The organism is Blautia sp. MCC269 (assembly GCF_018785655.1).
GTDB lineage: Bacteria > Bacillota > Clostridia > Lachnospirales > Lachnospiraceae > Blautia_A.
On the sequence record NZ_WQQE01000050.1, the window covers coordinates 21098 to 40639 of the forward strand.

The 19542-nt window shown below is 46.0% G+C and carries 14 protein-coding genes; 13 read left to right on the forward strand and 1 reads right to left on the reverse strand.

Translation table 11 applies throughout. The annotated features are described in order from the left end of the window. The first annotated feature begins 58 nt into the window (after positions 1–58). From cooS to GPK88_RS15425, 13 genes are all read left to right on the forward strand, one after another. The gene (gene cooS / locus GPK88_RS15365; RefSeq protein WP_173763139.1) at positions 59–1951 is read left to right on the forward strand and encodes an anaerobic carbon-monoxide dehydrogenase catalytic subunit; all 1893 of its coding nucleotides are present in this window, start codon (positions 59–61) and stop codon (positions 1949–1951) included. A 44-nt stretch (positions 1952–1995) separates the two neighbouring features. Continuing rightward, positions 1996–2769: an ATP-binding protein gene (locus GPK88_RS15370; RefSeq protein WP_118514473.1), complete on the forward strand. Its 774-nt coding sequence runs from the start codon at positions 1996–1998 to the stop codon at positions 2767–2769. A gap of 17 nt (positions 2770–2786) precedes the next feature. Further along, entirely contained in the window at positions 2787–4916 is a 2130-nt protein-coding gene (gene acsB, locus GPK88_RS15375; protein ID WP_174096185.1) for an acetyl-CoA decarbonylase/synthase complex subunit alpha/beta, read from the forward strand. 225 nt (positions 4917–5141) lie between these two features. Next, entirely contained in the window at positions 5142–7268 is a 2127-nt protein-coding gene (gene acsB / locus GPK88_RS15380) for an acetyl-CoA decarbonylase/synthase complex subunit alpha/beta (RefSeq protein ID WP_243279066.1), read from the forward strand. Between the two features lie 55 nt (positions 7269–7323). After that, positions 7324–8265 carry an acetyl-CoA decarbonylase/synthase complex subunit delta gene (acsD, locus tag GPK88_RS15385; RefSeq protein WP_173762597.1) on the forward strand — a complete coding sequence of 314 codons (942 nt, stop codon included), beginning with the start codon at positions 7324–7326 and terminating at the stop codon, positions 8263–8265. Between the two features lie 22 nt (positions 8266–8287). Further along, positions 8288–9634, forward strand: coding sequence for an acetyl-CoA decarbonylase/synthase complex subunit gamma (gene acsC / locus GPK88_RS15390; RefSeq protein ID WP_173762598.1), 1347 nt, complete (start codon positions 8288–8290; stop codon positions 9632–9634). A 103-nt stretch (positions 9635–9737) separates the two neighbouring features. Further along, entirely contained in the window at positions 9738–10523 is a 786-nt protein-coding gene (acsE, locus tag GPK88_RS15395; protein ID WP_173762599.1) for a carbon monoxide dehydrogenase/acetyl-CoA synthase methytransferase subunit, read from the forward strand. Positions 10524–10669: 146 nt separating this feature from the next. Beyond that, positions 10670–12610: a corrinoid activation/regeneration protein AcsV gene (gene acsV, locus GPK88_RS15400; RefSeq protein WP_215708005.1), complete on the forward strand. Its 1941-nt coding sequence runs from the start codon at positions 10670–10672 to the stop codon at positions 12608–12610. A gap of 27 nt (positions 12611–12637) precedes the next feature. After that, positions 12638–13303, forward strand: coding sequence for a DUF3786 domain-containing protein (locus GPK88_RS15405; RefSeq protein WP_148447212.1), 666 nt, complete (start codon positions 12638–12640; stop codon positions 13301–13303). A 138-nt stretch (positions 13304–13441) separates the two neighbouring features. Next, on the forward strand, positions 13442–15127 hold the full coding sequence (locus GPK88_RS15410) for a formate--tetrahydrofolate ligase (protein WP_215708006.1): 1686 nt from the start codon (positions 13442–13444) through the stop codon (positions 15125–15127). 98 nt (positions 15128–15225) lie between these two features. Further along, a complete protein-coding gene (locus tag GPK88_RS15415; RefSeq protein ID WP_021977714.1) occupies positions 15226–15855 on the forward strand; it encodes a cyclodeaminase/cyclohydrolase family protein in 630 nt (209 codons plus the stop codon). Between the two features lie 14 nt (positions 15856–15869). After that, the gene (locus GPK88_RS15420) at positions 15870–16721 is read left to right on the forward strand and encodes a bifunctional 5,10-methylenetetrahydrofolate dehydrogenase/5,10-methenyltetrahydrofolate cyclohydrolase (RefSeq protein WP_118062494.1); all 852 of its coding nucleotides are present in this window, start codon (positions 15870–15872) and stop codon (positions 16719–16721) included. A gap of 63 nt (positions 16722–16784) precedes the next feature. Then, complete coding sequence (locus GPK88_RS15425) at positions 16785–17513, forward strand: glucosaminidase domain-containing protein (RefSeq protein ID WP_215708007.1); 729 nt, start codon at positions 16785–16787, stop codon at positions 17511–17513. A 434-nt stretch (positions 17514–17947) separates the two neighbouring features. On the opposite strand, the gene GPK88_RS15430 is transcribed toward GPK88_RS15425, so the two are convergent. Then, positions 17948–19456, reverse strand: coding sequence for a 4Fe-4S dicluster domain-containing protein (locus GPK88_RS15430; RefSeq protein WP_215708008.1), 1509 nt, complete (start codon positions 19454–19456; stop codon positions 17948–17950). Between the last annotated feature and the right edge of the window lie 86 nt (positions 19457–19542).

Sequence of the window (19542 nt, forward strand, 5' to 3'; positions counted from 1 at the left end):
TGGGCTTATTATAAAAAAGAAAAATAAAAAATAGATGTGCTATTAAAGGAGGTCTATAATGAGTGAATTCAAATTAACTACAGTGGAGGAATTTGAAGCCGCTACAGCCCGTCTTCTTGAGACAGGTGCAAAGGTAGGAGCAGATGCATGGCAGATCCGTGCAAAGAACCAGACTCCGCACTGTAAATTCGGTGAGCAGGGTATCTGCTGCCGTATCTGTGCAATGGGACCGTGCCGTATTACACCGAAGGCTCCAAGAGGAATCTGTGGATGTGATGCTCATGGTATCGTAGGAAGAAACTTCCTCAAATTTACAGCTGGTGGTGCAGCTACTCACTCCGATCATGGCCGTGAGATCTGTCATACACTGTACTGTGCAAAAGAGGGCGGAAATTATCAGGTAAAAGATCCTGAGAAACTGCTTCGCATCGCTAAAGAGTGGGGCGTGGAGACAGAAGGAAAGGATATCTATGATCTGGCTCATGAGATGGCTGAGATCGGTCTTATGGAATATGGTAAACCGTTCGGATATCAGAGATTCCTTGACAGAATGCCTGCAGGACAGAAAGAAAAACTGATCGAGAACGAAATTGCACCACGTGCTATCGACCGTGAGGTTGCAAGTTCCTTGCATATGAGTCATATGGGATGTTCTTCTCTTCCAGAAGCACTTGTAAAACAGTCTATTCGCTGTGGACTGGCTGATGGATGGGGTGGTTCCATGATGGGAACAGAGTTCTCTGATGTATTATTCGGAACTCCGAAGCCACTTGATACAGAGGCTAACCTTGGAGTAATGGTTGAAGAGAACGTAAACATTGTTGTACACGGACATGATCCGAGTCTTTCTGAGATGATCTGTGAGTATGCAGACAGCAAAGAAATGATCGATTATGCAAAATCCGTAGGAGCAAAAGGAATCACAGTTTCCGGTGTATGCTGTACTTCTAATGAGGTAGCTATGCGTCGCGGTGTTCCGATGGCTGGTAACTTCCTGCAGCAGGAGAACGTAGTACTGACAGGTGCCTGCGAGGCGATCGTAGTTGACGTTCAGTGTATCTTCCCTGCATTAGGACCTCTGAGCAAATGCTTCCATACTAAATTTGTTACAACTTCTCCGATCGCTCAGATGCCGGATTCTGAATTTATCAGATTCAACGCAGAGACAGCAGGAGAAAATGCAAAAGCAATCGTTAAGATGGCTATCGATAACTTCAAGAACAGAAAACCTGAGCTTGTACATATTCCACAGCTGAAACAGAAAGCTACTGTTGGTTACTCAGTAGAAGCGATCGTCAAAGTTCTTGATGGTGTTACAAACTCTCAGGTTGACGTAACAGGAACAACCAAACCATTACTTGAGTGCATCACTTCCGGTGTTATCCGTGGTGCTGTTGCTATGGTTGGATGTAACAATCCTAAGATCCGTCCTGACTATGCACATATCGAACTGATGAAGAAGTGTATCGCAAATGATATCGTTATCATCGCTTCCGGATGTTCCGCACAGGCAGCTGCAAAAGCTGGTCTGATGGACAAATCCGCAAGAGACCTCTGCGGTGCAGGTCTGAAACGTGTCTGTGAGCTGGCTGATATCCCGCCGGTACTTCATATGGGATCCTGTGTAGATATCTCCCGTATGATGATCCTGGCTGCTGAACTTGCAAAAGATGCAGGACTTCAGATCAATCAGCTTCCGGTAGTAGGATGTGCTCCTGAGTGGATGTCTGAAAAAGCTGTATCCATCGGTAACTACGTAGTTGGTACTGGTATTGATACATTCCTTGGTGTTGATCCATATGTTTCCGGTTCTTCAGAAATGTGCGAACTTCTTACAGAGGGAACAAGAAAATGGACAGGTGCTGCTTACACAGTAGAGACAGACATCGAGAAATTAGTTGATCTTATGATCGAGAGAATTGAAGAGAAGAGAACAGCATTAGGAATCTAATCCGTTGCGATCTTTAAAATGTTATAAAAGGTGGAAGACGTAAAATGAAAATAGCAGTAACCGGTAAAGGCGGAGTAGGAAAAACAACTTTCGCAGCAACACTTGCAAGATTATACGCAGATGAGGGAAAAAAGGTCCTTGCAGCGGATGTGGATCCGGATGCGAACCTGGGGCTTGCCCTTGGATTTGATGAGGAAACCTTGGATTCTATCGTTCCGATCTCAAAAATGCGTAAGCTTATAGAAGAACGTACCGGAGCCAACAGCCAGAATCAGTTTTATAAACTGAATCCAAAGGTAGACGATATTCCGGATACTTATGGAAAAACCTGTAATGGCGTAAAGCTGCTTGTCCTTGGAACTGTGGAAACAGGTGGAGGCGGATGCGTCTGTCCTGAACATGTGATGCTTAAAAGAGTGATCAATAACCTTGTGATCCACAGAGATGATGTGGTGATCATGGATATGGAAGCCGGCCTGGAACATCTGGGCCGGGGCACCACGGAGAGCATGGATGAATTTATTGTAGTGATCGAACCAGGGGCAAGAAGCGTACAGACATATAAGAATGTTAAACGTCTTGCAAAGGATCTGGGAGTTTCTCAGGTTAAGGTCGTGGCCAATAAGGTAAGAAATCCGGAGGACGAGGAATTTATCCGGAATAAGATCCCGGCGGAGGATCTGCTTGGAATGATCCACTACAATACAGAAGTTATAGATGCTGATCGTCAGGGAAAATCTCCCTACGATTTCAGTGAAACTGTAACAGCTGAAATCAGAAAAATCAAAGACAAAATTGATCAGAATTCAATTCTGTAAAAATAGGAGGTATTACAGTGACTTTATTTGATAGAGTATTCGGCGGAAACGATGCTGTATATGGTTTAACAGAGGGTGCTATTGACGGCGCGATCGCTCAGTATGGCGAAGACAAAGCTGTCAGCTTCCCGAATACCGCTTACAGCCTTCCTTGCTACTATGCTGTAACAGGAACAAAAGTTACAACATTAAAAGAATTAAAAGAAGCTCTTGGCGTTGTAAAAACACTTATGACAAGAGAGAAAAGACTGAACGATGCATTCATGTCCGGTGTTGCTACAGCACTTTGCGCAGAGTTCATCGAGGTTTTGAAATATATCGACGGAGCAACTCCTTACGAAGAGCCATGCTATGGACATCTTGGTGATGCTGTTATCCGTGAGCTCGGTGTACCGCTTGTAACAGGCGATATCCCAGGCGTTGCTGTTATCCTTGGTTCTGCTCCTACTACAGAAGAGGGTGTTGCACTTGTAAAGAGCTATCAGGCACAGGGTATCCTGGTAACGCTTGTTGGCGGAATCATCGATCAGGTTGCAGAAGCCGGAATGAAGACAGGCGCTAACGTACGTGTTATTCCTCTTGGAAAAGATGTTACATCTGTTGTTCATGTAGTTTCCGTTGCGATCCGTGCAGCTCTGATCTTCGGTAATGTAACACCTGGAGATGCAGGAACACTTATGAAATACACAATGGATCGTGTACCGGCATTCGTTAACGCATTCAAACCTCTGGATGATGTGATCGTAGCATGCGGTGCAGGTGCTATTGCACTTGGTTTCCCGGTTGTTACAAATGAGACAGAGAATATCTTCCGCGTACCGAAGAGCCTTATCGTTCAGGAGGACGTAAGCAAATTCAACGCTACTTCTCTTGAGGCACGTGATATTAAGATCAAGATCACAAATATTGATATTCCGGTTGCTTTCGCATCTGCATTCGAGGGTGAGATCATCCGTCGTAAAGACATGCAGGTTGAGTTCGATGGTTCCCGTGTAGACTGTGCAGAGCTTGTACATACCTGTGATGCTTCTGAGATCGAAGACCACAAGATCACAGTCGTTGGACCGGAAGTAGATGAGATGGAATTCGGCAGCAAGAACAGCATCGCATATGTTGTTAAAGTTGCTGGTAAGAATATGCAGGCTGACTTTGAGCCGGTTATCGAGCGTAAATTCCATAACTACATCAACTGTATCGAGGGTGTATACCATACAGGACAGCGTGATATGCAGCGTATCCGTATCAGCATTGATGCATTTAATGCAGGATTCCGCATCAAACATATCGGTGAGGTTCTTTATGCATCTGTTAAGAATGAGTTCGATGCAGTTGTTGATAAATGTGAAGTTGTTATTTATACAGATCCTGCTGAGTGTACAAGAATCCGTCATGAGGTTGCAATCCCGATCTTTGACAAACGTGATGAGCGTCTTGATACTCTGACAGATGAGTCTGTTGACGTATATTACAGCTGTATCCTCTGCCAGGCATTCGCACCAAGCCACGTATGTGTAGTAACACCAGAGAGACTTGGACTTTGCGGTGCTGTTTCATGGCTGGATGCAAAAGCTACACATCAGCTTGATCCGAACGGACCATGCCAGATCATCACAAAAGAGCGTCCGATCGATGAGAACCTTGGTTCTTATGAGGATGTAGATGAGGCAGTTCAGAAATTCTCCCAGGGTGCTCTGGAGCACGTTACACTGTACTCCATCATGCAGGATCCGATGACTTCCTGCGGATGCTTCGAGTGTATCTGCGGTATCGAGCCATTCTCCAACGGTGTTGTTATTGCCAACCGTGAGTACGCAGGCATGACACCACTTGGAATGACCTTCCCTGAGATGGCATCCATGACAGGTGGTGGAGTTCAGACCCCTGGATTCATGGGACATGGTAAACATTTCATTTCCTCCAAGAAGTTCATGAAGGCTGAGGGCGGTATCGAGCGTATCGTATGGATGCCGAAAGAACTGAAAGAGTTCGTAGCTGACAGACTTAACAAGACTGCCAAAGAGCTCTATGGAATCGATAATTTCACAGACATGATCGGTGATGAGACAATCGCAGAAGATCCGGAGACACTGGTAGGATTCCTTACAGAAAAAGGACATCCGGCTCTCGGACTTGATCCAATGATGTAATCAAAGAACAGATAAACAGTTGTTTGACTATAAATAAATGGTGAATGCGGATGATTTTATCCGATTGACATACCTACAGGGAAAGAATGCTTGCATTCTTTCCCTTACCGAGTGAGTAGTGCGCGAAACATCAATATGATTGCGGAGCATATTGAGAAGAATCTTATATATGACTGTCAATGACAGATCATATAAAATAAAAAACAGGAAATGGAGATGTGCAATATGTTGATTGACAGAATTTTCAACGGAAATGATGCTGTCTATGGCCTGACAGTACAGGCAGTAGACGGGGCAATTGCACAGCACGGAGCAGATAAGGCAGTGGGATTTCCGCATACAGCCTATTGTCTGCCCTGCTACTATGCAGTTACCGGCGTAAAAGTGAAAACACTGGGAGAGATGAAAGAAGCTCTTGGTGTTGTGAAGACATTGATGACGAGAGAACAACAGCTGGATGATGCTTTGATGTCAGGCGTTGCAACTGCATTGTGTGCTGAGTTTATTGAAGCTTTGAAATATCTGGATGGCGCGGAGCCTTACAGCGAACCGTGCTACGGACATTTGGCAGACTCCATTATCCGAGAGATGGGTGTACCGCTTGTAACAGGTGATATTCCCGGCGTGGCAGTGATTCTCGGTTCTGCACCGACTGCAAAAGAAGGTGTGGATCTGATCAAGAGCTATCAGGCGCAGGGTATTCTGGTAACTCTGGTTGGCGGTATTATCGATCAGGCACAGGAACTTGGCCTTAAAATGGGCTATAATGTAAGGATTGTACCTCTTGGAAAAGAAGTTACATCAGTGATCCATGTGGTATCAGTTGCACTTCGTGCAGCACTGATCTTTGGTAATGTAACACCTGGCGATGCAGCCAGTCTTCTTACTTACACCAAGGATCGAGTACCGGCATTTGTAAATGCATTTAAACCTGTAGATGATGTGATCCTTGCGGCTGGTGCCGGAGCGATCAAGCTCGGTTTTCCGGTTATCACCAATGAAGACGAAAATGTGGAAGAAGTTCCGGGAGCTCTTATCGGCTGCGCCAATGTGGCAGATTTCAACAAAGTTTCCCTGGAAGCCAGAAATATCAAGATCAAGATTACAAAGATCGATATTCCGGTTGCTTTTGCATCTGCGTTTGAAGGTGAGATCATCCGTCGTAAAGACATGCAGGTTGAATTTGATGGTTCCCGTGTAGACTGTGCAGAGCTTGTCCAGACAAGAGAGATGAGCGAAGTGGAAGATCATAAGATCACAGTTGTGGGACCGGAAGTGGATGAGATGGAATTTGGCAGCAAAAACAGCATTGCCTATGTTGTAGAAGTTGCTGGAAAGAAGATGCAGCCTGATTTCGAGCCTGTTATTGAGCGTAAGTTCCATAATTATATTAACTGCATTGAGGGTGTATATCACACAGGACAGCGTGATATGCAGCGTATCCGTATCGGTATTGAGGCATTTAATGCAGGATTCAGGATCAAACACATCGGAGAAGTGCTTTACAGCCAGGTTAAGAATGAATTTGATGCTGTCGTTGACAAGTGTCAGGTTACAATCTATACAGACCCTGCTGAATGTACAAGAATCCGTCATGAGGTTGCGATCCCGGTATTCGACAAACGAGATGAGAGACTGGACAGTTTGACAGATGAATCCGTCGATGTATATTACAGCTGTATTCTCTGCCAGGCATTTTCACCGTCTCATGTATGCGTGGTAACACCGGAAAGACTTGGACTTTGCGGTGCTGTTTCATGGCTGGATGCAAAAGCAACCAATCAGCTGGATCCGGCAGGTCCGTGCCAGGTGATCACTAAGGAACGTCCAATTGATGAAAATCTTGGATCATATGAGGATGTAGATGAGGCAGTTCAGAAGTTCTCACAGGGAGCTCTGGAACATGTTACTCTGTACTCCATCATGCAGGATCCGATGACTTCCTGTGGATGCTTCGAGTGTATCTGCGGTATCGAGCCATTTTCCAATGGTGTTGTTATTGCTAACCGTGAGTATGCAGGTATGACACCTCTTGGAATGACCTTCCCTGAGATGGCATCCATGACAGGTGGCGGTGTTCAGACCCCTGGATTCATGGGACATGGTAAACATTTCATCTCTTCCAAAAAGTTCATGAAAGCAGAAGGCGGTATCGAACGTATTGTGTGGATGCCGAAGGAACTGAAAGAGACGGTTGCGGAACGTCTCAACAAGACTGCAAAAGAGCTTTATGGTATTGATAACTTTACGGATATGGTCGGAGATGAGTCAATCGCAACAGATCCGGAGGCCCTTGTGGAATTTTTAACAGAAAAAGGCCATCCAGCCTTGTCAATGGACCCTATGATGTAGTATAATATAAAGAGCTCTGTAGTTTTTAATTATTATTTTTAAGGAGGCTAACAAAATGCCGTTTAATCAGAAACCACAAAAGTTTAACGCAAAAATTAATGATGTCACAATCGGAAGCGGAGATAAGACTGTGACATTTGGTGGGGATTGTACATTCCCATTTTACTCTTTTGACGCAGAGTCAGAGAACAGCCCGAAAATCGGTGTAGAGATCTCTGATATGGGTCTTGAGGGTGTATCTGAAGGTATCAAAGCTTACTATGAAGGCGCCACAACAATGGGTGAGATCGCACAGAAAGCTGCTGCTATGGAAGGTGCTGACTTTGTCGCACTGATCCTTGAGGGTGGCGATCCGAACGGTGTCAACAAATCCATTGATGAGCTGATCGAAGTTGTAAAAGAAGTTGCCGCAGCAGTGGACTGTCCACTTGTTGTAGAGGGCTGTAAGAACGTTGAGAAGGATGCAGAGCTCCTTCCGAAGGTTGCAGAGGCTCTTCAGGGCAGAAATGCACTGATCCTTTCCGAGAAGGAAGAGAACTACAAAGCAATCGGTGCAGCTGCAGGTCTTGCTTACAATCAGATCGTAGGTGCTGAGTCTGCCGTTGATATCAACCTTGCAAAACAGCTTAACGTTGTTACTACACAGCTTGGTGTAGATGCAAAGAAGATCGTTATGAATATCGGTAGTGCAGCAGCTGGATATGGATATGAGTACGTAGTTTCCACTATGGATCGTATCAAAGGTGCCGCTTTAGGCCAGAATGATAACATGCTGCAGATGCCTATTATTACACCTGTTTCCGCAGAGACATGGAACGTTAAGGAAGCAACAGCTTCTGAGAAAGATATGCCTGAGTGGGGACCACAGGATGAGCGTGGAATCGACATGGAAGTTGAGACAGCAGCAGCAGACCTTGCAGCTGGTTCCGATGCAGTTATCTTAAGACATCCGGAATCTGTTAAGACAATTTCCAAACTGATCAAAGCACTCGCGTAATAAATAGGAGGATTATAAAGTTATGGCACTGAATGGTATTCAGATCTTTAAATTAACACCAAAGAAAAACTGTAAGGAATGTGGCTGCCCTACATGTATGGCTTTCTCCATGAAAGTTGCTCAGGGCGCACTGAAAATTGAGCAGTGTCCTCATATGTCTGAGGAAGCACTGGCTTCTCTTTCTGAGGCAACTGCACCGCCAATGAAAACAATTAAAATCGGAACAGGCGACGGAGAATTTTCACTTGGTGGAGAGACTGTTCTTTTCAGACATGAGAAGACATTCGTAAGCAAAACAAGATATGCTGTAGCACTTTGCACAGACATGTCCGATGAAGAAGTAGAGGCAAAACTTGCAGAGATCCCGCACGTTGACTATGATCGTATCGGCGAGAGAATGCATGTAGAGCTTGTATATGTAAATTGCGGTGAGAATGCAGATGCTGCAAAATTCACAGCACTTGTAGAGAAGGCAAAAGGCCTTGGAAGAACTCTGATCCTTGGCTGTACAGATCCTGAAATCGCAAAAGCTGCCCTTGAAGTATGTAAGGACGGCAAACCGGTTCTTAACGGAGCCAATGCTTCCAACTATGAGGCTATGAGCCAGGTTGCTACTGACGCAGGCGTTGTTCTTGGAGTATCCGGTAAGGATCTTGATGAATTATATGATACTACAGCAGCACTTGAGAAACTTGGTAACAAGAATCTCGTACTTGATACAACAGGAGCTGACATCAAAGAGACCTTTGCAAACACTGTACAGGTTCGTCGTGCAGCTCTTAAGAATCAGGACAGAACATTTGGTTATCCTTCCATCGTTAACCTTGTTAAGATTGCAAAGGGTGACAAACATTTACAGGCAGCACTTGCTTCCATGTTCACTATGAAATATGGTTCCATCGTTGTTATGGAGCAGCTGACATATGCTGAGGCACTTCCGCTGTTCGGACTTCGTCAGAACGTATTTACAGACCCGCAGAAGCCAATGAAGGTAGAGCCGGGTATCTATCCTCTGAACGGAGCAGACGAGAATTCTCTCGTTGTAACAACAGTAGACTTTGCTCTTACATATTTCGTTGTATCTGGTGAGCTGGAGCGTTCCGGTGTTCCGCTTAACCTGGTAATCAATGATGCCGGCGGACTTTCCGTTCTGACATCCTGGGCAGCAGGTAAATTCTCCGGAAACAGCATCTCCGAGTACATCAAAGAGAATGTTGAGCCGAAGGTTAAATGCAGAAGACTGGTTATTCCTGGTAAAGTAGCAGTTCTTAAGGGAGACCTTGAGGCTAAGCTTCCTGGATGGGAGATCATCGTAGGACCAAGAGAAGCAGTACAGCTTGTGAAATTCTTAAAAGATCTTGATGCATAAGCATACGAGAAGCTAAACGGCGGAAAAAGCCGATAGTTATAAGTGGCTGTGCAGCGGCGACTGCACAGCCAAATCCTACAAACATGTAAAGGAGAACACGAGTATGGCAAAATTTGTAACAATTGGGGAGAGACTTTCAACAACAGCACCGGCAGTAAACAAAGCGTTTACAGAGAGAGATCCTGAGCCGATCATCAAAAGAGCAAAACAGCAGCTTGATGCAGGCGCTACATATCTTGATGTAAACATCGGACCAGCTGAGAATGATGGTGAGGACCTTATGAAATGGGCAGTACAGCTCCTTCAGTCCGAGTTTGACAACGTTCCGCTTGCTCTGGATACAACAAACCAGAAAGCAATCGAGGCTGGTATTTCTGTATACAACAGAAGCAAAGGAAAACCGATCGTAAACTCTGCAGATGCTGGTGACAGAATTTCCAATATCGACCTTGCAGCAGCTAATGATGCAATCTGTATCGCACTTTGCTCTTCCGGAATGGTTGCAGCAGACAATGACGAGCGTATGATGCACTGCCAGAACATGCTTGAGAGAGGTCTTGGCCTTGGTATGGATACAGAGGATCTCTGGTTCGACCCGCTGTTCTTGGTTGTTAAAGGAATGCAGGACAAACAGATGGAAGTTCTTGAGGCAATCAAGATGTTCTCCGAGATGGGCCTGAACTCCACAGGTGGTCTTTCCAACAACAGCAATGGTATGCCAAAACATATCCGTCCGATCATGGACTCCGCTCTTGTAGCTATGGCTATGATGAATGGTCTTACATCTGCTATCGTTAACCCTAACGACCTTCGTCTTATGGAGACAATCAAATCCTGTGACGTATTCAAGGGTAACACACTTTACGCAGATTCTTACCTTGAGATCTAATCCGGCGTAAGCGGATACTGAAGATTTTTCCAAAGAGGCTGGGGGCTTCGGCCTCCGGCCTTTTTTCAACAGATATAGTTTAGTCTAACTCCCAGCGCCACAGGTGGAAGACAAAACATTCACGAGGCGAGAAAGGTGGTTACTGAATGTTTAAAGTAACGTTTGCTTTTGAAAATGGCAGTACGGTAGAAGCATTTGCCAATGCGGGGGATAATTTACTGGAGGTTGCTCGTGGTGCCAATGTGGCTATCGATGCACCATGTTCCGGAAACGGAGCCTGTGGAAAATGTCGGGTACAGTTAAAAGGCGGAGAACTGGACTCAAAGAAAACTCTTCATATTTCAGATGAAGAATACAGTGCCGGCTGGCGTCTGGCCTGCATGAGCAAGATCAGTGCAGATGTGGAGGTTCTTGTTCCGGATATTGCATCCGCATATAAGAGCCGAATGAAAGTGGCTGACTTAAGCTCAAAAGAAGAAATTGCTATTTTTGAAAATGCCAAGCATGAAGTAGAAGCGGCTGGCATAGAACTTACAAACAGTCTTGATGTTGTGGAAGTACACATGGAGGAACCATCTCTGGATGATACCATGCCGGACAATGAGAGACTGACCCGTGCACTGCGTAAATATATGAATCTGAAACGAATCAGAATTCCATATTCAGTGCTGAGAAAACTTCCGGATGTACTTCGAAGCAGCAAGTTTTCAGTGAAATGTGTGATCCGCACAACACCGGATGATATGTTTGTATATGATATTTTTGATGGTAAAGAAGATGTTATCATCGGCGGACTTGCTGTTGATATTGGTACCACAACAGTTTCTGCGGTTCTGATCAATATGGAAACAGGAGAGATCCTGGCCAAGAGTTCTTCCGGAAACGGACAGATCCGTTTTGGTGCGGATGTTATTAACCGTATCATTGAGGCTGAGAAGCCGGGTGGAAAGAAAAAACTGCAGGATGCTGTGATCAAAGAGACTATCAATCCGATGATCCATGAGATGTGCAGGAGCATTCACTTCCCGGAGCAGCAGATCTACCGGATGTGTGTTGCTTCCAACACGACCATGAATCATCTGTTTGCAGGAATTAATGCGGATCCGCTTCGTATGGAACCGTATATTCCGGCATTTTTCAAAACAAATTCTCTGTTTGCATCGGATGTGGGAATTGAGATCAACCCGGATGCACACATTATCATGGCTCCGAATATCGGAAGCTATGTAGGTGGAGATATCACTGCCGGTACACTGGTAAGTATGATCTGGAACAGACCGGAATTTTCTCTGTTTATTGATCTTGGTACAAACGGAGAGCTGGTGTTCGGTAATTCCGATTTTATGATGAGCTGTGCATGTTCCGCAGGTCCTGCCTTTGAGGGTGGAGACATCAGTTGCGGTATGCGTGCCACAGACGGTGCCATTGAGGCATGTACCATTGATAAAGAGACTATGGAGCCGACTTACAAGGTTGTAGGTGACCCTGGAACCAAACCGGTGGGACTTTGCGGTTCCGGTATCATTGATGTGATCAGTGAACTCTTTATGACCGGAATCATCAATCCGAAGGGTAAATTTGTCCGCGAGGGCAAGAGAGTCCGTCACGATCACTATGGTATGGGAAGCTATGTGATCGCGTTTGAGGATGAAGCAGGTTCTGTTAAAGACGTAGAGATCACAGAAGTAGATATTGATAACTTTATCCGTGCCAAAGGTGCTATTTTCTCAGCAATCCGTACCATGTTGAATTCCCTTGATTTCGATGTTTCCATGATCGACGATGTATACGTTGCAGGTGGAATCGGAAGTGGAATCAATATGGCAAATGCAGTGCATATCGGAATGTTCCCGGATATCCCTCTTGAGAAGTTCCATTACATTGGTAACTCTTCTCTGACAGGTGCTTATCTGATGCTTCATTCCACGCCGGCAGAGAAAAAGACTTACGAGCTGGCGTCCAATATGACATATCTGGAGCTTTCCACAGTTCCGACTTATATGGATGAGTTTGTAGGTGCCTGCTTTATTCCACATACGGAAACATCTCTGTTCCCGTCTGTTCTGGAAGAAATGCAGAAGAGATAATGCAGACTAAAATGGCAGAGGTAAAACATGGCTTTTAGTATAAATGACTTGAATTATGAAAAAGACAGCAAGGAAAGGATGCCCTGGGAACATTATACAGAGGAGTTTGGGAAGGCGGATCCGGCAGAAATTGCCGGACGCCTCTCCATTCCTTATGATGAGGAAAAAAAAGAACTGACTTTGAAGTTTCTGGGAACGGTTTATCATATTTCCTGGCCGGATTTTCAGGTAACTCACGAAGAAGATGATATGGGATTTTATCCTCTTGAAGAGATGCACTATGCAAAGATCCTTACCATCCGTTTTCTGCTGAACGGTGCAATTGTCCAGGGAAGCGGGAAGTACAAGACTTACAGGGAAATGCCCTGGGGCGAGGTATATCTCCGTCAGTTCGACGGACGGTGTATCAAGCGTCTGGCTTTTACGTACGGAAACAGATTAAAGGATTTTAAAGGGATCATGGAGCATATCCATGCGGTTCCGGTGGATCATGGCGATATCGCCTATCAGGTGGAGATTTTCCCGGGATATCAGATTCAGATGATTCTGTGGGAGGGTGATGATGAATTTCCGCCATCCTCACAGATCTTGTTTTCCGATAATTTTCCGGTTTCCTTTGCGGCCGAGGATATGGCTGTTATGGGAGACGTGATTATTGGATCTCTGAAGACATTTCTGAAATGTCTTTCATAGATAATGGAACTGTTTGACAGAACGAACAGTTGCTACAGATTTACATTCTCTAGTTAAGAACAGGATGGGACCTGTTTTTATAGAAGCGCAGTTTTAAGGGATTAAAAACTGTAAAAATACCTAAAGGGAGGTAACATTATGGGATTTAAAAGTGACATCGAAATTGCACAGGAGTGCGAAATGCTTCCAATTACCCAGATTGCAGAGAGTGCAGGTATTGAGGACAAGTATCTGGAGCAGTACGGAAAGTACAAAGCAAAGATCGATTACAATCTTCTGAAAGAGAGCGACAAGAAAGATGGTAAGCTGATCCTTGTAACAGCGATCAACCCGACACCGGCTGGTGAGGGAAAAACAACAACAACTGTTGGTCTTGCAGATGCAATGCAGAAAATGGGCAAAAAAGTAATGGTAGCTCTTCGTGAGCCATCCCTTGGACCGGTATTCGGTGTAAAAGGTGGTGCAGCAGGCGGCGGTTACGCACAGGTAGTTCCGATGGAGGATATCAACCTTCACTTTACCGGTGACTTCCATGCGATCGGTGCGGCAAACAACCTTCTTGCAGCAATGATCGACAACCATATCTTCCAGGGTAATGACCTGAACATTGACCCGAGAAAGATCACATGGAGACGTTGCGTGGACATGAACGACCGTCAGCTTCGTAATGTAGTAGATGGTCTTGGCGGAAGAACAAACGGTATGCCTCGTGAAGATGGATACGACATCACAGTTGCATCTGAGATCATGGCAGTTCTTTGTCTTGCAAGTGATATCAAAGATCTGAAGGAAAGACTTTCCAGAATTATCATCGGATACACCTATGGTAAAGTTTCCGAGCAGAAACCGGTAACAGCTGGTGATCTTCATGCAGAGGGCGCTATGACAGCACTTCTGAAAGATGCCCTGAAACCAAACCTTGTTCAGACTCTGGAGCATGTTCCGGCAATCGTTCACGGCGGACCATTCGCAAACATCGCTCACGGATGTAACTCCGTAACAGCTACAAAGATGGCTATGAAACTTGCTGATTATGCCATCACAGAGGCTGGATTCGGTGCTGACCTTGGTGCTGAGAAATTCCTTGACATCAAGTGCCGTATGGCAGGCCTGCATCCAAGCGCAGTTGTTATCGTAGCTACTGTTCGTGCACTGAAATACAACGGTGGTGTTGCAAAGGCTGATCTTAACAACGAGAACCTTGAGGCTCTTGAGAAAGGTATCCCGAACCTTCTGAAACATGTGGATAACATCAAGAATGTTTACAAACTTCCATGTGTAGTTGCCATCAACGCATTCCCGACCGATACCAAGGCAGAGCTTGACCTGGTTGAGGCAAAATGTAAAGAGCTTGGCGTTAACGTTGCACTTTCCGAAGTATGGGCAAAAGGCGGCGAAGGCGGTATGAAACTTGCTGAGGAAGTAATCCGTCTTGTTGAGGAGCCGAATGACTTCACATATGCTTATGAGCTTGAGGGATCCATCGAGGATAAACTGAATAATATCGTACAGAAAGTTTACGGTGGTAAGAGAGTTGTTCTTACAGCAAATGCCCAGAAACAGGCAAAACAGCTGGAAGCTCTTGGATTTGGCAACTGCCCGATCTGTGTAGCTAAGACACAGTACAGTTTAACAGATGACCAGACAAAACTTGGTGCACCGAAAGACTTCGAGATCACTGTAAGAAATCTTAAGATTTCTGCAGGTGCAGGATTCATCGTTGCCCTGACAGGTGAGATCATGACTATGCCAGGTCTCCCGAAAGTTCCGGCAGCAACCAAGATCGATGTAGATGAGACAGGTAAGATCACAGGCCTTTTCTAATCGGAACATAAGATCAAAAACAACCGGAGGGGGCTTTTTATAAAGCCCCCAATGGGCTCTAAAGAGTGCTAAAATAAGAATATAAGGAGGAGAGTCCTATGGGATTTTCTACCAGTACATGTACTGAATTTGTTGAGGTATTAAGCTCCAAGGCACCGGTTCCTGGCGGCGGCGGCGCTTCTGCTCTTGTAGGTGCGGTTGGTACAGCTCTTGGAAACATGGTTGGAAGCCTTACTGTTGGCAAGAAAAAATATGCAGATGTTGAGGATGAGATGTGGGAGCTGAAAAAGAAATGTGATCAGCTTCAGAAAGATTTCCTTCACCTGATCGAGAGAGACGCAGAAGTATTTGAGCCTCTTTCCAAAGCTTATGGAATGCCAAGAGAGACAGAGGAAGAAAAAGCAGAGAAAGCCCGCGTTATGGAGGCTGCTCTGAAAGAAGCCTGCTCTGTTCCGATGGAGATCATGGAGAAATGCTGTGAGGCAATTGAACTTATCGTTGAGTTCGGCGCAAAAGGTTCCAAGCTTGCGATCAGTGATGCTGGCGTAGGTGCTGCATTCTGCAAAGCTGCTCTTAAGGGAGCAAGCCTGAATGTATACATCAATACAAAGTCTATGGCAGATCGTGCGTATGCAGAGGAATTAAACAAAAAAGCAGACGCTATGCTTGAGAAATATACAAAGATCGCAGACGAGACATTTGACAGTGTTCTCGGAAGACTGAAATAGGAGGAACCAGACAAATGGCAAAGCAGTTATTAGGTAAAGAAGTAACAGCAGCTCTTAACGAGAAGATCAAAGCTAACGTTGCAGAGCTTCAGGCAAAAGGTGTAAATCCTACACTTTGCATTATCCGTGTTGGTGAGAATCCAAGCGATATTTCCTATGAGAGAGGAGCAACCAAACGTTGCGAGACTCTTGGGGTTGCATGTGAGAAGATTCTTCTTCCGGAGGATGTTTCCCAGGATGAGCTTCTTGCAACTATCGATAAAGTAAACAAAGATGACAAGATCCACGGCGTTCTTCTGTTCCGTCCGCTTCCGAAACATCTGGATCAGGCAGTGATCGAGAATGCTCTTGCAGCAGAAAAAGACGTTGACTGTATGACAGATCTTTCCATGTCCGGTGTATTCACAGGCAAAAAGATCGGATTCCCACCATGTACACCACAGGCATGCATGGAGATCCTGGATCATTACGGAATCGACTGCACAGGTAAAAAAGCTGTTGTGATCGGAAGAAGCCTTGTAGTTGGTAAACCAGCTGCAATGATGCTTGTTAAGAAAAATGCGACAGTTACCATCTGCCACACAAGAACCGTTGATATGCCATCCGTTGCAAAAGAGGCTGATATTGTTATCGTTGCAGCTGGCCGTGCTGGTGTTGTTGGGGCTGACTATGTCAGAGAGGGACAGACAATCATCGATGTTGGTATCAATGTAAACGCTGAGGGTAAACTTTGCGGGGATGTTGATTATGCGGCAGTTGAGCCGATCGTTGATGCGATTACACCGGTTCCTGGCGGAGTTGGAAGTGTTACAACTTCTGTTCTTGTAGGTCATGTAGTTGAAGCTGCAATGAGAAAAGCGCAGTAATAGCAGTAATAAAGGATTGATTATTTATATATGTACAGATTCCGAAATTGTTTTTGTTTACGGATGATGGTGCTTGCAGGCGTTCTGGTGTTCGGAACGCCTGCAGGTGTTTTGGCAGAGGATGTGGATCATTCCATGGAGGGCCAGATCTCGAAGCCGCAGTCATCCGGAGAGAGTGATGTAGATAGTTTTGTGGATGATTCCACAGATAATACTTATGGATATTATACGATCATGGGGTGTACCACAGTGGATGTGGAGGATATGGTGGCGCAGTATGAGGCGCAGAATGTGGAATATCCTTCGGATGTCCTGACAGAGGGTGGTGCACCGGATATTGATTCGTTTTGCACGATTGTGATAGAGGAAGCGGATGCGGAGGGTGTCCGTGGGGAAGTTGTTTATGAGCAGGCGATGCTTGAGACTGGATGGCTGCAGTTTGGCGGGGATGCCAGTGCGGGGCAGTTTAATTTTTCCGGGCTTGGGACTACCGGGGGTGGTGTTGCCGGGAATTCGTTTCCGGATGTGAGGACCGGGATCCGGGCGCAGGTGCAGCATTTGAAGGCTTATGCGTCTTCGGAGGAATTGGTGCAGGCTTGTGTGGATAATCGTTTTCAGTATGTTGCCCGGGAGAGTGCTCCTTATGTGGAGTGGCTTGGGATTCAGGAGAATCCTTATGGGGGTGGATGGGCTGCTGGGAGGAGTTATGGGTATAAATTGAGAAGCCTTCTGGCGGATCTGAAAGGTGAGGAGTATGTCTGGCCGGAGAGTACGGAGACGGTGGAGAGGTAGTGGCGGACAGTAGTGGCGGAGGGGACGGCCCGGAAGGGAGTGAGGTTCTGTCCGCGGCCGGGCTTCGTCGGTGGCTGGTTCTAAGGCGCCGGGATTCTGCTAAAACCATTTTCCAAAAGCCAGAACTCGCGGCTTTTGCCGCTCAGACAGCTGACTTTTGAAAAATAACGCAGAAGTCCCGCCGCCTAAGATCCAGCACACCTCCTGCAGAGTCGTCCGCAGACAGAACCTCACTCCCTTCCGGGCCTGTGTGTTGGCCGTGGTAGGCTGTCTGGCTATACGGTAGGATGTGGATGAGGGACGGAGGCGGGCTTTGCCCTGTCCTGGTTGATAAAAATGGAGATGTAACCTTGAGGTTTAATTAAGGTTGCATCTCCGTTTTTGGTTTCGTATAAAATATTTCTGGGAATTATCTGGAAAAATATTTCGATATATTAGTTCAGTTCCAGGTTTTCAAGTTCCTGTGAGGGAAGCTTGGGTTCTGAGGTGTCTACGTATTTTTTGAGGGCTTTGGAGGTTTTGGCGAAGCCGGCGTTGGTTCCGGCGCCGCCGATGCAGCCTCCTGGGCAGGCCATGCCTTCGATCATGCAGTTTTTGATTTTGCCGGCTTTGGCGAGTGTGAGGACTTTTTTGCATTCGGCAAGGCTTTCTGCGTGTTCGATGTGTACGGGTACATCGGGGTAGTATTCTTTCAGGCAGTTTTCGATGGCTCCGGCTACGCCGCCTGCGATGGCGTATCCTCTTCCTGCTGCGGTTGCGGCCTGGGTTTCTTCCGGGAGTTCTTCGCAGGTGGATGGGGTGATGTTTTTGGCATCAAAGAGACCCCAGAGTTCTTCGAAGGTGATTACGAAGTCTACGTCACTTCTCACGGAATGGCGCATAGCTTCCAGTTTTTTGGAGGCGCATGGTCCGATGAAGACTACTTTGGCGTTAGGGTGTTCTTTTTTTACAATGCGGGCGGTTGCTACCATTGGGGTCAGCTCCTGGGAGATGTTGTCGATCATAGCTGGGAAGTATTTCTTTGCCATGACGGACCATGATGGACAGCAGGAGGTGAGGAGGAACGGGAGGTTGCCGGTGGCTACTTCTTTTGCGTAGTGGTGTGCTTCAGAGATGCAGCCGATGTCTGCGCCCAGTGCTACCTCATAAATGTTTGAGAAGCCCAGCTGTTTAAGGGCGGAGCGGAATTTGCCTGGGGTGACGTCTTCGCCGAACTGATTGATATAAGCAGGTGCAACTTCTGCAATGATCTCAGTTCCTTCACGGAGGGCGTGGGAGAGCTGGAAGATCTGGGATTTATCGGAGATGGCTCCGAATGGGCAGCTGACCATACACATACCACAGGATACGCATTTGTCCTGGTTGATGGAAGCTCTTCCCTGTTCATCACTTTCGATGGCTTTTACACCGCAGGCGCGTTCACATGGACGTTCTTTATGGGCGATGGCATCGTAAGGACAGACTGCTTTGCATCTTCCGCAGTGGATGCATTTGTCCTGATCGATAAATGATCTGCCGTCTACCATGGAGATGGCTCCTTTGGGGCAGGTGAGCATGCAGGGATGGGCAACACAGCCACGGCACATGTTGCTGACTTCATATTTGTTGGATTCGCATGCGGAACATGCGGATGGGATCACCTGCATAAGAGGTGGCTCGTAATATTTCTCATCAATGTTGCTGGCTTTTACGCCGTCAGTCAGATGGACAGAGCGGTTCTCCGGACGGAGAGAAAGGCCCATGGCCAGGCGGACACGTTCGCTTGCAACAGCTCTTTCGCGGTAGATACTTTCACGGTATTTCGCACGTTCTTCTACGATGTTGTAGGGAATGGATTCAATATCGTGGATCAGGGATTCGTCCGTGGATTCAAATCCGATCTTCGCAATTTCTGTAAAAATCTTTCTTCGGATCTGTTTAACTGGTGTGTCGAGATTTCGCATAGAGTTTCTCCTTTTCAAAATAAGATTAATAAAATGTTTTCCACGCACTTTTCTTTCATATTAAAGTAAATGAGAAATAAAATCAA